Annotated in this window: 11 protein-coding genes; 1 reads left to right on the forward strand and 10 read right to left on the reverse strand. The window is 67.1% G+C overall.

The window, feature by feature from the left end; genetic code table 11:
• Nucleotides 1–47: 47 nt before the first annotated feature.
• The 6 genes from gap to BKX93_RS12565 all read right to left on the reverse strand — a co-directional run bounded on the left by gap (nucleotide 48) and on the right by BKX93_RS12565 (nucleotide 8,480).
• Nucleotides 48–1,046 carry a type I glyceraldehyde-3-phosphate dehydrogenase gene (gene gap, locus BKX93_RS12540; RefSeq protein WP_070980054.1) on the reverse strand — a complete coding sequence of 333 codons (999 nt, stop codon included), beginning with the start codon at nucleotides 1,044–1,046 and terminating at the stop codon, nucleotides 48–50.
• 228 nt (nucleotides 1,047–1,274) lie between these two features.
• A complete protein-coding gene (gene nagE, locus BKX93_RS12545; protein ID WP_082107195.1) occupies nucleotides 1,275–2,963 on the reverse strand; it encodes an N-acetylglucosamine-specific PTS transporter subunit IIBC in 1,689 nt (562 codons plus the stop codon).
• A gap of 76 nt (nucleotides 2,964–3,039) precedes the next feature.
• Nucleotides 3,040–5,535, reverse strand: a complete 2,496-nt coding sequence (gene ptsP, locus BKX93_RS12550; protein WP_070980056.1) for a phosphoenolpyruvate--protein phosphotransferase — start codon at nucleotides 5,533–5,535, stop codon at nucleotides 3,040–3,042.
• A gap of 89 nt (nucleotides 5,536–5,624) precedes the next feature.
• Nucleotides 5,625–6,647: an SIS domain-containing protein gene (locus BKX93_RS12555; protein WP_244887177.1), complete on the reverse strand. Its 1,023-nt coding sequence runs from the start codon at nucleotides 6,645–6,647 to the stop codon at nucleotides 5,625–5,627.
• Nucleotides 6,628–7,749 carry an N-acetylglucosamine-6-phosphate deacetylase gene (gene nagA / locus BKX93_RS12560; protein ID WP_046167790.1) on the reverse strand — a complete coding sequence of 374 codons (1,122 nt, stop codon included), beginning with the start codon at nucleotides 7,747–7,749 and terminating at the stop codon, nucleotides 6,628–6,630. Before nagA ends, BKX93_RS12555 begins: the two co-directional genes overlap by 20 nt.
• A complete protein-coding gene (locus BKX93_RS12565) occupies nucleotides 7,746–8,480 on the reverse strand; it encodes a GntR family transcriptional regulator (protein WP_021475838.1) in 735 nt (244 codons plus the stop codon). Before BKX93_RS12565 ends, nagA begins: the two co-directional genes overlap by 4 nt.
• 474 nt (nucleotides 8,481–8,954) lie before the next feature.
• Here BKX93_RS12565 and BKX93_RS12570 point away from each other — a divergent pair, with 474 nt between their 5' ends.
• Nucleotides 8,955–10,097 carry a lytic polysaccharide monooxygenase gene (locus BKX93_RS12570; protein ID WP_046167791.1) on the forward strand — a complete coding sequence of 381 codons (1,143 nt, stop codon included), beginning with the start codon at nucleotides 8,955–8,957 and terminating at the stop codon, nucleotides 10,095–10,097.
• Between the two features lie 130 nt (nucleotides 10,098–10,227).
• On the opposite strand, the gene yedA is transcribed toward BKX93_RS12570, so the two are convergent.
• The 4 genes from yedA to BKX93_RS24705 all read right to left on the reverse strand — a co-directional run bounded on the left by yedA (nucleotide 10,228) and on the right by BKX93_RS24705 (nucleotide 12,786).
• Nucleotides 10,228–11,094 (reverse strand): drug/metabolite exporter YedA, encoded by an 867-nt coding sequence (yedA, locus tag BKX93_RS12575; RefSeq protein WP_070980060.1) that lies wholly within the window; start codon nucleotides 11,092–11,094, stop codon nucleotides 10,228–10,230.
• 61 nt (nucleotides 11,095–11,155) lie between these two features.
• Nucleotides 11,156–11,824, reverse strand: coding sequence for a protein TolQ (tolQ, locus tag BKX93_RS12580; RefSeq protein WP_021475840.1), 669 nt, complete (start codon nucleotides 11,822–11,824; stop codon nucleotides 11,156–11,158).
• Nucleotides 11,825–11,850: 26 nt separating this feature from the next.
• The gene (gene tsaC, locus BKX93_RS12585; protein ID WP_186009416.1) at nucleotides 11,851–12,432 is read right to left on the reverse strand and encodes an L-threonylcarbamoyladenylate synthase type 1 TsaC; all 582 of its coding nucleotides are present in this window, start codon (nucleotides 12,430–12,432) and stop codon (nucleotides 11,851–11,853) included.
• A 135-nt stretch (nucleotides 12,433–12,567) separates the two neighbouring features.
• Nucleotides 12,568–12,786, reverse strand: coding sequence for a hypothetical protein (locus tag BKX93_RS24705; RefSeq protein ID WP_145929310.1), 219 nt, complete (start codon nucleotides 12,784–12,786; stop codon nucleotides 12,568–12,570).
• Between the last annotated feature and the right edge of the window lie 83 nt (nucleotides 12,787–12,869).

The raw sequence follows: 12,869 nt of genomic DNA on the forward strand, positions 1-12,869 counted from the left end.
GGGCGCCGGCCGGAACAGAGAACAACTCTCCCTTACAGCGTCGCGGCTCAACCTGCCACGTGCTTGACGAAGCGCAGCATGTTGCAGGTGTAGCCGTACTCGTTGTCGTACCAGGCCACCACCTTGATGAAGGTCTTGTCCAACGCGATGCCGGCGTCGGCGTCGAAGGTGGACGGCGCGGTGTTGCCGACGAAGTCGGTCGACACCACTTTTTCATCGGTGTAGCCCAGCACGCCCTTCAGTTCGCCTTCGGCGGCGGCCTTCATCGCCTTGCAGATGTCGGCGTAGTCGGCTTCCTTCTCCAGCTCCACGGTCAGGTCGACCACGGACACGTCGGAAGTCGGCACGCGGAAGGCCATGCCGGTCAGCTTCTTGTTCAGCTCCGGAATCACCTTGCCCACGGCCTTGGCGGCGCCGGTGGACGACGGGATGATGTTTTCCAAGATGCCGCGGCCGCCGCGCCAGTCTTTGGAGGACGGGCCGTCCACGGTCTTCTGGGTGGCGGTGGCGGCGTGCACGGTGCTCATCAGGCCGCGCTTGATGCCCCAGTTGTCGTGCAGCACCTTGGCCACCGGGGCCAGACAGTTGGTGGTGCAGGAAGCGGCGGAGACGATGGTTTCGCCGGCGTATTTGTCATGGTTGACGCCGTAGACGAACATCGGGGTGTCGTCCTTGGACGGCGCGGACTGCACCACTTTCTTGGCGCCGGCGTCGATGTGCTTCTGGCAGCCTTCCTTGGTCAGGAAGAAGCCGGTGCAGTCGATGACGATCTCGGCGCTCACCTCGTTCCACTTCAGGTCGGCCGGGTCTTTCTCCGCGGTCAGGCGGATGGTCTTGCCATTGACCACCAGGCTGCCGCCCTCGACCTTAACGTCGCCCTGGAAGCGGCCGTGCACCGAGTCGTACTTCAGCATGTAGGCCAGGTATTCCGGGTCGAGCAGATCGTTGATGCCGACCACTTCCAGCTCGGGAAAATCCTTGGTGATGGCGCGGAACACCATGCGACCGATACGACCGAAACCGTTGATACCGACTTTGATAGCCATGATGAAGTCTCCTTGTCAGCTTGTGGCAGCTCAATGAACGATTCGATGGAGTGAACATCGCCACCGAAAAATGCGAATTCCGCGGACCGGGCCTGTCGCCGCCGGGCGGGGATAAGGCGCCCCGCCAAACGAAAACAGCGCAGGCCGTTTCCGGTCCCGCGCTGTCACTTTCCTCTGATTTTCGCTTGTAATCAACACGCTACATCAAGTGTTTGCGATTTTAGCGCCTCATCCTTGCAAAACCGCGGCGTACGGCGCGGCGTCGGCCCGCAGCACCACGTGCAGCAGGCTGGCGGACACCGCGGTGACGCCGCTGGCGCCCAGCTGCAGCAGCGCGGCCTGGTCCACCAGCGCGGCGTCGGCCACTTCCACCCGCAGCCGGCTGCCGGCCACCGCCTCGATCTTGCGCACATTGCCGGCGCCGCCCAGCGCCGCCAGCCAGCGCGCCTTGTCGATGCTGGCGCCGCCCGCCGCGGCTGCGGAAGCCAGCGACTCGGCCACCGCCGGCGCGGCGGCTTGCGGTTCTGCGGCGGCGCTGCCCAGCGCGCCGCGGATTTCGTCGGCGATCAAATCCGCCTCTGGCCCCAGCACCACCTGCACGCTGCCGGCGGCCGGCTTGATCAGGCCGCGCGAGCCCAGCGCCTTCAGCGCCGCCTCGTTGACCTTGTCGTTGCTGGCCACCTGCAGGCGCAGACGGGTGGTGCAGGCGTCCACCGATTTCAGGTTGGCGCCGCCGCCCAGCGCGTCGATGAAGGCGCGCGCGCGGCCGGTGCCGGCGCCGACTTCAGCCACGGCCACCATCACGTCCTCGCGGCCGGGGGTTTTCAGGTCGAACTTGCGGATGAAGAACACGAACAGGCCGTAGTAAACGATGAAGTAGGCCGCGCCCACCGGCAGCAGCAGCAAGGGCTTGGTGGCCAGGCCGAAGTTCAGCAAATAGTCGAACAGGCCGGCGGAGAAGCCGAAGCCCAGCTTGACGTCCAGCGTCTGCATGATGGCCATCGCCAGGCCGGTCAGCACCGCATGGATCGCGTACAGCGCCGGCGCCAGGAACATGAAGGCGAATTCCACCGGCTCGGTGACGCCGGTCAGCATCGCGGTCAACGCCATCGAAAACAGCAGGCCGCCGACGGCCGCGCGGTTTTCCGGCTTGGCGGTGCGGTACATCGCCAGGCAGGCGGCCGGCAGGCCGAACATCATCACCGGGAAGAAGCCGGACATGAACATGCCCGCGGTCTTGTCGCCGGCGAAAAAGCGGGTCAGGTCGCCGTGCACCAGCTTGCCGGCGGCATTGGTGAAATCGCCCACCTGGAACCAGACCATGGTATTGAGGATGTGGTGCAGGCCGGTGACGATCAGGATGCGGTTGAGCACGCCGTAGAAGAACACGCCGATCTCGCCCGCGCCGATCAGCCATTTGCCGACGCTGTCGATGCCGTGCTGGATCGGCGGCCAGATGTAGCCGAGCACCGCGCCCAGGATCAGCATGGAGAAGCCGGTGACGATGGGGACGAAGCGCTTGCCGCCGAAGAAGGCCAGGTAGCTGGGCAGCTTGATGTCCTTGTAGCGGTTGTACAGATAGCCGGCGATCAGGCCCGACAGAATGCCGGACAGCACGCCCATATTGATCTTGTCGTCGATCACCTTCAGCACCGCGGTCAGCACCAGGAAGCCGATGGCGCCGGCCAGGCCCGACGTGCCGTTGTTGTCCTTGGCGAAACCCACCGCCACGCCGATGGCGAAGATCAGCGCCAGGTTGCCGAAGATGGCGTCGCCCGCCTGAGCCATGATCTTGATGTCCAAGAGGTCGGGCTGGCCCAGCCTCAGCAGCAGGCCGGCCACCGGCAGCACGGCGATCGGCAGCATCAGGGCGCGCCCCAGCTGCTGGATGCCGGCAAACTTGTTAAGAGTACTCACAACATATCTCCCAGGTTAATTCTGGTGCCGTCTTGTCCGATGGCGGCTCCCCAGCACTTCGCACCGATGCCCGCCGTCACACGCCGGGCCACAGTTCCGTCACCCTGCCGCGCACCGCCTGCGGCGACCCAAGCGCCAACAGCCTCAGCGCCTCTTCCTCGCAATGCCGGCGCGACAAGCCGCGCACCAGGCTCTTCACCTCCGGCACCAGCCGCGGGCTGACCGACAGCTCGGCGACGCCCAGCCCGATCAGCACCGGCACCGCCTGCGGATCCGACGCCATCGCGCCGCAGACGCCCACCCACTTGCCATACTTCTTGGCGCCTTCCACCGTGATGGCGATCAGGCGCAGCAGGCCGGGATGCATCGAATCGATGCGCGAGGCCAGCGTGGCGTTGCAGCGGTCCATCGCCAGCGTGTACTGGGTCAGGTCGTTGCTGCCGATGGAGAGGAAGTCGGCGTGCCTGGCCAATTGGTCGGCCAGCAGCGCCGCCGACGGCACTTCCACCATCACGCCCAGCTGCGGCCGCTCGGCCAGATTCATTGCGCCGGCCAGCTGCTCGATGCGCTCGCGCAGCTGGATCAGCTCGCCGACGTCGGCGATCATCGGCACCAGAATGCGCAGCCGCGACAACGGCTTCACCGCCAGCAAGGCGCGCAGCTGGGTGTCCAGCATGTCCGGATAGGCGAAGCCGGTGCGGATGCCCCTGAGGCCCAGCGCCGGATTCGGCTCCGGCGGCAGTTGCAGGTAGGGCACCTCTTTGTCGCCGCCCACGTCCAGCGTGCGGATGATGGCGTTGCGGCCGTCCAGCGCGTCCAGCACCGCCTGGTAGGCCTCGGTCTGCTCGGCCTCGGTCGGCGCGTCGCGGCGGTCGATGAACAGGAATTCGGTGCGCAGCAGCCCCACCGCGTCGGCGCCGTGGGCGACGCCCTCGCGCGCGTCGTCGGCGTTGGCGATGTTGACCGCCACTTCGATCGCCACGCCGTCGACAGTGATGGCCGGCGCGTTGGCCGACGCCTGCATCGCGCGCCGCTTCGCCTCCAGCTTGTCGATCTCGGCGCGGGCGGCGGCCAGATCGGCCGCGCTCGGCTGCGGATTGGCCAGGCCGGCGCGCGCGTCCAGCACCAGGGTCTGCCCCTGTTCCAGCGCCAGCGCCGACGGCCCGCAGGCCACCAGCGCCGGAATGCCCAGCGCCCGCGCCAGAATGGCGACATGGCCGCTGGCCCCGCCGGCGGCGGTGATGATGCCGGCCACCTTGCCGCGCGGCAGGCGGGTCAGCTCGGACGGCGCCAAGTCCTCGGCCGCCAGGATGGAGGCGTCGAACAGCTCCGGCCCCTGCTCCGGCTCGCCGTACAGCGCCACCAGCACCTGGCGCTCGATGTCTTTCAGATCGGCCACCCGTTCGGCCAGCAACTGATTGCCCAGTCCTGCCAGGATCGCGCACTGGGCGCGCACCGCGCGGCGGAAGCCGAAGCCGGCGCCGCGGCCGGCATCGATGTCGGCCTCGGCCGCGCACAGCAGCTCGGGATCGTCGAGCAAGGCCAGATGGGCGGCGAAGATGTCGCTCTCGGCGGTGGCGCCGCGGCGCAAAGCCGCGTCGATGCCGGACGAGATCGCGCCGCGCACCCGGGCCAGCGCCGACGTCAGGGCGGCCCGCTCGGCGGCTTCGCCCGCGCCCTGTTCCGGCAGCGGCATCTCAAAAGCGTCCAGCCTGACCACGCGGCCAATCGCCAGGCCCGGCGCGGCGGCTACGCCGGCGAGATAGCCGGCGACCGGTTCGCGGGCCTCAGCCGGCGCCGCGGCGGCATGGCCGGCTTCGCTGCGGGTTTGCAATGCCTCGATCACGGCGGCCAGCGCCGCGTCGGCGTCATGGCCGCTGGCGATGACCGCGACGCGGTCGCCCTCCGCCACGCCCAGGCCCATCAGCGCCACCACGCTGCGGGCGTTGGCCCGCTTGCCGGACAATTCGATGGACACCTCGGCGGCGTGCCGCTTGGCCGCCTGCTGCACCAAGGCCGACGGCCGCGCGTGCAGGCCCCCCTCGTGGCGCACCGTAGCCTCGCCGCGGCGCTCCGGGCCGCCGGCGGACTCGCGAGGGGAGACAGCCTCGCGAGCCGCCAGGGTCAGGAAGTGCGAACGGCCGGCTTCAAGCAGGCCTTCGGCACGGCGGGGAAAACTGAATTGGTCGGAATTGGCGATGACCACCATGGTCTGCAGCGACGGCGCCTGGCGCGCCACCGCGTCCAGGTCCACCTCGATCAGCGGCTGGCCGGCTTGCACGCGGTCGCCGACGGCGACCAACGGACGGAAGCCGCGGCCTTCCAGCTTGACGGTATCGATGCCGATATGGATCAGCACTTCGGCGCCGTTGTCGGCGGCGATGGTCAGCGCGTGGCCGGTGCGGGCCAACTGGGCCACCGCGCCGCTACAGGGCGCCAGCAGCGTCGGCGACAGCGGGTCGATGGCCAGGCCATCCCCCATCATCCGCCCGGCGAATACCGGATCGGGCACGCGGTCGAGCGCGATCGCCGGCCCGGAAAACGGGGCCAGCAGTTCGAGCGTTGTGGTCATCGAGCGTCCTTATTCTGTCGATTCTGTTGTCGGCGGGCCGCGTCGCCGCGGCCGCCACGGCGGTCTGCGCCGCCTGTCTGCTCATCCGGTCAACGGGTGCGGGTCACCTTGGACAGGTGGCGCGGCAGATCCGGATTCAGGCCGCGCGCCTCGGACAGGCGCGCCGCCATCAGATAGAAGCTCTGGATCGCCAGCAGCGGATCCAGCGCCTCGTCGTCGGCCACCGCCAGCGTCAGGTCGCGGCTGGCCACATTGTCCGGCGCGGCCAGCAGCACGCGCGCGCCGCGGCCGCGCATTTCCTCGGCCAGATCGATCAGGCCCTGCTGCTCCGGGCCGCGCGGCGCGAACACCAGCAGCGGGTAGCCGTCGTCGATCAGCGCCATCGGGCCATGCTTGATCTCGGCGCCGGAGAAGGCCTCGGCCTGGATCGCGCAGGTTTCCTTGAACTTCAGCGCCGCCTCCAGCGCCACCGCGAAGCCCAGGCCGCGGCCGACCACCATGATGCGTTCTGCCGGCTTCAGCACCTCGATCGCGGCCGACCAGTCCAGCCCGGCGGCGTCCTGCAGCCGTTGCGGCAGGTTGGCCAGCGCGGCGAGCAGCGCCTCGTCGGCCTGCCAGTGGGCGACCAGGCGGGCGACGGCGGACAGCGCGGTGATGTAGCTCTTGGTGGCGGCGACGCTCTTTTCCTCGCCGGCGCAGAGCGGCACCGCCCAGTCGCAGGATTCGGCCAGCGGCGATTGCTGCTTGTTGACCAGCGCCACGGTGTGGGCGCCGGCGGCGGACAAGGACTTCATGGTGTCCACCAGGTCCGGACTCTGGCCGGATTGCGACAGCGCGACGGCCAGCTGGCCGTCCACCGCCAGCGGCGACTGGTGCAGAGTGACCAGCGACATCGGCAGCGACACCACCGGAATGCCCAGACGCTGCATCACCAGGTAGGCGAAGTAGCTGGCGGCGTGGTCGGAACTGCCGCGGGCGACGGTCAGCGCCAGCCGCGGGCTGATGCGGCCCAGCTCGCGCCCCAGCGCGGCCAGCCCTTCATCGGCGTACATATGTTGCGCCGCCACCGCTTCGGCGGAATACAGCGCTTCCTCAAGCATCAACGAGGCCAATCTCTTCTCCCTCAACGTAGACTTGCTGCAGATTCAGTTCGGCGTCCATCACCGCGATGTCGGCCCAGGCGCCGGCTGCCAGCCGGCCGCGGTCGGCCAGGCCCAGGTAATCGGCCGGGTACAGCGACAGGCGGTTGGAGGCGTCGGCCAGCGGCAGGCCGATCTTCACCAGATTGCGCAGCGCCTGGTCCATGGTCAGCGTGCTGCCGGCCAACGTGCCGTCGGCAAGCCTGACCCCGCCCATGCATTTGGTGACCGAATGGGAGCCCAGCTTGTACTCGCCGTCCGGCATGCCGGCGGCGGCGGTGGAGTCGGTGACGCAATAGAGGCGCGGAATGGCGCGCAGCGCGGTGCGGATGGCGCCGGGATGGACGTGGAGCAGATCGGGAATCAGCTCGGCGTACTCGGCATGGGCCAGCGCCGCGCCGACCACGCCCGGCTGGCGGTGATGCAGGCCGGTCATGGCGTTGAAAAGATGGGTGAAGCCGGACGCGCCCTGCTCCAGCGCGGCCACCGCCTCCTCATAGCTGCCGAGGGTATGGCCCATCTGCATCCGGACGCCCTGTTCGCTGAGTTCGCGGATGATGTCGAGGTGGCCCGGGATTTCCGGCGCCAAGGTGATCAGCGAGATCGGCGCCAGCGCGCGGTAGCCGTTTATCTGCGCCATCGCCGCCCGGCAGGCGTCGTCGGGCTGGGCGCCCAGCTTGCCGGGGTTGATGTACGGACCTTCCAGGTGCACGCCGAGCACGCGGCTGCCCGCCGGCGCGCGCTCCTTGCTGCAGCGGCCGATGTCCGCCAGCACGCGGGAGATTTCCTCCGGCGGCGCGGTCATGGTGGTGGCGAGCAAGGAGGTGGTGCCGAAGCGCGCGTGCAGCCGGGCGACATGGGAGACGGCGTCGCCGCCCTCCATGATGTCCACGCCGCCGCCGCCGTGCACGTGCAGGTCGATGAAGCCCGGCAGGATGTAGCGTTCGGGCTGGCGGCCCGACGCCAGGCGGGCGTCTATCGCTGCGATGCGGCCGTCGGCCGCCAGGCGCACGGCGCCGTCCATCCAGCCGGAGGCGGTCAGGATGCGGCCCTGCAAGGTCTGCGTTTCAGTCATCGTTTCAGTTCAGCTACGAAATCGTAATAATCGTTGCGGCAATAGGTGTCGGTCAGCTCGATCGCCACGTTGTCGGCGTTGAAGCCGATCCGGGTGATCAGCAGCATCGCCTCGCCGGGGCGGATGCCCGCAAGCTGGGCCACGTCGCCGGAGGCGTTCACCGCCCGGATATGCTGCAAGGCCCGCACCACCGAATGGCCCGCCGCGTCCAAATGGGCATACAGCGAAGTGCCCACCGCCTGCGGATCGGGCAGGTACGCGACCGGCATCGTACTCATTTCAATCGCCATCACCACGCCGTCGGCGAGGCGCTGGCGCTTGAGCCGCGCCACCATCGAGGTCGGCGACAGCCCCAGTTTGATCACCTCCTCGTTGCTGGGCGGAAACACGCCGCGTTCCAGCCACACCGACGAAGGCACAAAACCGCGCAGCCTCAGTTGCTCGGTGAAGCCGGTCAGCCGCGACAGCGGCTGCTCCAGCCTGGGCGTGATGAAGGTGCCCGACCCCTGGCGCCGGCGGATCATGCCCTGCTCCAGCAGCACGTCCATCGCCTTGCGCGCGGTCACCCGCGAAATGCCCAGCTCTTCCGAAAACGTCCGCTCCGACGGCAGCGCCTCGTCCGCTTGCCACCAGCCGGCGTTGATCGCGTCGGCCAGCTTGCGCGACAGCTGCAGATACAGCGGCGTGCTCAGGTTTTCATCCGGTTTCAATGCTTGCCAGCGGTTTTCCATGGTCGTCTGAAGTGGTCTGAAAACCGCAGTGTAAGCCCAGTCAAGCCGCGCCGGTATCCCAACGCGGGACAGCTTGCCGCGTAACCGTTCCATTACAGCTCGCACGGTAATACCACATTAATACCACGTCAATACCAATTATCAAGCCAAGCCCCCTTCGCGCATCGCGCATGGCAACAAAACGACAAAACCGGGCAATCTGGAGAAATCGGGAGAAACCGCGGCAACCTGGAATATGAAGATGGCTGCCGCGGGACGCGCCGCCCGACGACCAATCGGGCAGGTCAAATGACAGACGATCTTTGCAAGAATCAGAAATTGCGCCTCAGCGCATGAGAATTGGCACTAATACCAATTAATAAACTTACATTTAATATGATGATCACATTTTCAATCATTTAGCCGATTCAAGGACGCCGAACGTCCTGGCTGATGACGATGCGCTGACATACCACTACCAGACAAGGAGTCCGCATGAAACTGCATTGGCATCTTCCCGCCGCGCTGACCCTGAGCTGCCTGAGCGCCCCGCTGTGGGCCCATGGCGCGATGGAAATCCCGATCAACCGCGTCTACAGCTGCTTTCTGGAAGGCCCGGAAGCGCCGAAGTCCTCTGCCTGCCAGGCCGCCAAACAAGTGGGCGGCACCCAGGCGATGTACGACTGGAACGGCGTCAACCAGAACCCGCAGGGCGACAACCACCAGGCGATGGTGCCCGACGGCACGCTGTGCGGCGGCGGCAAGGCCGAATTCAAAGGCTTCAATCTGGCCCGCGACGATTGGCGCGCCACCAGCATCGTGCCGGACGCCAGCGGCAACTTCGAATTCATCTATAAAGCCACCGCGCCGCACGCCACCAAGTACTTCAAGTTCTATGTGACCAAGAACGGCTGGAATCCGAAGCAAGCGCTGAAATGGTCGGATCTGGAGCCGTTCGGCACCATCAACGGCAATCCGACGCAGGATGCCAGCAAGCGTTACCACATGACGCTGAAGCTGCCGCAAGGCAAGACTGGCCCCCACATCATCTTCAACGTCTGGAAACGCTCCGACAGCGAGGAAGCGTTCTATTCCTGCTCCGACGTCAATTTCGGCGGCGACGCCGCGCCGCCGGCGGCCAATCCGTGGAAGGAAATCGGCAACGTCGCCGCGCGGGAGAATCTGCCGGCCGGCAGCAGCGCCACGCTGCGCGTGTTCGACAGCCAGGGCCGCGACGCCGAAAAACACACGGTGGCGCTGAACGCCGTCAGCGGCCAGATCGCGAATTGGCCGTACGAGTTGGCGCAGAAGGTGAACGCCGCCTCGCCGTTCATCCGCATCGGCGTGATGAAGTCGCAGCAGCGCGCGGTTTCCATCGTCCCGGTGAAGGACGCCACGGCCAATCGCGTCTATCTGAACGACAGCTACAAGGGCTACGGCTTCGCGATCGACCTGAAGAAGGGCGATGCCGGCTCCCAGCCGCCGGCGGCCAACGCCTGGAAGGAAGGCGATAAATACGCGCAAAGCCAGGTGGTCAGCTACCAGGGCCGCCAATACCGCTGCCTGCAGCCGCACACCGCCTGGGCAGGCGCCGGCTGGACGCCATCCACCCAGCCCACGCTGTGGCAGCCGATCTGAGCTCAGCGCCCGCTATGAAAAACGCCGCTCCCGGGAGCGGCGTTTTTTTGCGTGATTGGCAAGGTAGTGGTCCCGCTACAGGCTGGACGCCCCTACCGCCCCGACATGCATGCAGGAGAGACCGGCCGCCTCATGAACGCCGCCAGCTGATCAACACCACCGCGGTGACGATCACCACCATCGCCAGCATCTCGTGCGCGCCGACATGCTCGCCGAGGAACACCGCGCCCAACAGCACCGCGATCACCGGATTGACGTAGGCGTAGCTGGTGGCCGCCGCCGCCGACACCGTTTTCAACAGATACAGGTAGGCGCTGTAGGCGATCATCGAACCGAACACCGTCAAGTACAGCAGCGCGGCCCAGCCTTCGACGCCGGGCCAGGCGGCCAGACGCTCGCCGACGGCGAAACTGGACGCGATCAGAGCCAGGCCGCCGAAAATCATGGTCCAGGCGCTGCCCATCGCGCCGGCCGGCTGCGGCAGCTTCTTGCTCCAGGCCGAACCCAGCGCCCAGCCGGCCGAGGCCAGGATCAGCAGCGCCGCGCCGCGCGGGCTGGCGCTAAGGCTGGAACCCAGGTTCAACAGCGCGATGCCGGCCACGCCCAGCGCCATGCCGGCCCACTCCAGCGGCCGCGACTGGTGGCCGAACAAGCGGGCGAACAGCAGCGTGAACAGCGGCACCGTCGCGATCACCAGCGCGGCCACGCCCGACGACACCTCTCGCTCGGCCACCGTCACCAGGCCGTTGCCTATCGCCGGCATCAGCACGCCCAGCAGGGCCGCGCCGCCCAGTTGGCGCGCACTCGGCCACGGCGTCCTCTTCCACGCGAGATAGATCAGCACCAGGCTGCCGGCCAACAGGAAGCGGATGCCGGCCATCAGCAGCGGCGGCCAGGATTCGACCCCGATGCGGATGACCAGATAGGTGGAGCCCCAGACCAGGTAGAGGGCGAGGAAGGCGGCCAGCGTCAGCGGCGCGAGGCGTGAAAAAGGCATGGTTCAGTCCGTAAATTCCGAACCGAAACCATGCCGTATGCAAGCCGAAACGGCAAGCGTCTTAACGCGTCGCCAACCGCTGCAGGATGTTGGAGAACTCTTCCATATAGGTGTCGAAGCGGGTGGCTAGGCGGTCGACGTCGGTGGCGAAGCGGTTGTAGGCCACCACCGCCGGAATCGCAGCGAACAGGCCGATGGCGGTGGCCACCAGCGCCTCGGCGATGCCCGGGGCCACGGTGCTCAGCGTGGCCTGGCCGGCGTTCCCCAGCCCGATGAAGGCGTGCATGATGCCCCACACGGTGCCGAACAGGCCGATGTAGGGGCTGACCGAGCCGACGGTGGCCAGGAAGGAGGTATGGCTGTCCAGCGTGTCCAGCTCCCGCTGCGCCGCCGCCCGCATCGCGCGGCGGGAACCATCCATGATGTCGGACAGCTCGGCGCCGCTGCGGCCGCGCTGCTTCAGGAACTCGGCGAAGCCGGACTGGAAGATGCGCTCCATGCCGGCGGTGTCGCTGCGGCGGCACACGTCTTCATACAGGCGGTTCAGATCGGCGCCGCTCCAGAAATTGCGCTCGAACTCCTCGCTGTGGCGCTTGGCCGAGCGCAGCACCGAGATCTTGTTGAAGATCAGCGCCCAGGACAGCAGCGACGTCAGCGCCAGGCCCGCCATCACCAGTTGCACCAGCAGGCTGGCGTTCAGGATCAGGCTGATAAAAGAAATCTGTTGCACGTTTTATTCCTCAGTTCACACGCGGCCTAGCGCAATACGCGGCCGCTCTCCAGATCGATGATGGTCGATGGCTTGCGCCGCTTGCCGATGCGGCCCGGCAGCGTCAGCACCTTGTCCTTGAAAGCCATTCGACAGGCTCGCGCCGTCTTCAGCGATTTCTGCCCGGCCCGGTTGGCCGAAGTGGACACCAGCGCCGTGCCAAGCCGACGGCACAGCGCCGCCGCCTCGCAGTGCGCGGTGACCCGCACCGCGATCTTGTGGTGCCGGCCGCGCAAGGCCGGCGGCACCCGCCGCGACGCCGGCAGCAAAAAGGTATATGGACCGGGCCAATAGCGTGCCAGTTCCGCGCGCTGCGCGGCGGACAGCGGTTTGACCAGGTGGCGGATCTGCTCGAAATCGGCGGCGATGACGATCAGCCCCTTGTGGTTGGGCCGCGCCTTGATCGCCAGCACGCGGCGTATCGCGCGGGTGTCGAGCGGACGGCAACCCAAACCGTAGCAGGATTCAGTGGAATAGGCGATCACGCCGCCATCGCGCAGCTGCTTGCGGGTCCGTTGCTGCAAACGGCTGCCAGGCAGGCGCGGCAAAGGACCGGAACCGGACTTCATGATTGATCAAGCTAGATGGAAACAGGAAGCAGCCATTGTAGCGGCAACGGCGCAAAAACACAGGCGGAAATGCGAGGGAATACGGGAGGAGGATGCCGAAGCGGCGACGCGGCGCGCGTCGGCATCGGACACGCGTCAGAGCAGCAGGTGCTCGCGGTCTTCAGGAGGGTCTTCCGGCGCGGCGCGCCAGGCATAGCAACGCGCAGGCACGCCGGCATCCGAGTTGAACTGCTTCAACCAATAAGCCAGTCGGCGCCAGCAGCGCTTTTCATGGGTCAGGAAACGCAATAGCCGGCTGCGACTTCCAGGCTCCGGATCGGCCGGCAGGCCGTGTTCAGTAGTCAGTGCGGACATGATGGCTCGCTCCAGGATTGAGGTATGAATGCACTCTCAAGCGAACTGTAGCGGCCGGGGTGTCAAATTCCCGCAGAAACGGC

Origin of the sequence: Chromobacterium vaccinii (assembly GCF_001855275.1) — a bacterium.
Taxonomy (GTDB): domain Bacteria; phylum Pseudomonadota; class Gammaproteobacteria; order Burkholderiales; family Chromobacteriaceae; genus Chromobacterium; species Chromobacterium vaccinii.

What these genes read in the sequence shown, in the direction of transcription:
- tsaC (WP_186009416.1), bottom strand. Translation starts at nt 12,432, where the DNA reads ATGAAGTCCGGTTCCGGTCCTTTGCCGCGCCTGCCTGGCAGCCGTTTG.
- nagA (WP_046167790.1), bottom strand. Translation starts at nt 7,749, where the DNA reads ATGACTGAAACGCAGACCTTGCAGGGCCGCATCCTGACCGCCTCCGGC.
- BKX93_RS12565 (WP_021475838.1), bottom strand. Translation starts at nt 8,480, where the DNA reads ATGGAAAACCGCTGGCAAGCATTGAAACCGGATGAAAACCTGAGCACG.
- BKX93_RS24705 (WP_145929310.1), bottom strand. Translation starts at nt 12,786, where the DNA reads ATGTCCGCACTGACTACTGAACACGGCCTGCCGGCCGATCCGGAGCCT.
- ptsP (WP_070980056.1), bottom strand. Translation starts at nt 5,535, where the DNA reads ATGACCACAACGCTCGAACTGCTGGCCCCGTTTTCCGGGCCGGCGATC.
- yedA (WP_070980060.1), bottom strand. Translation starts at nt 11,094, where the DNA reads ATGCCTTTTTCACGCCTCGCGCCGCTGACGCTGGCCGCCTTCCTCGCC.
- gap (WP_070980054.1), bottom strand. Translation starts at nt 1,046, where the DNA reads ATGGCTATCAAAGTCGGTATCAACGGTTTCGGTCGTATCGGTCGCATG.
- BKX93_RS12570 (WP_046167791.1), top strand. Translation starts at nt 8,955, where the DNA reads ATGAAACTGCATTGGCATCTTCCCGCCGCGCTGACCCTGAGCTGCCTG.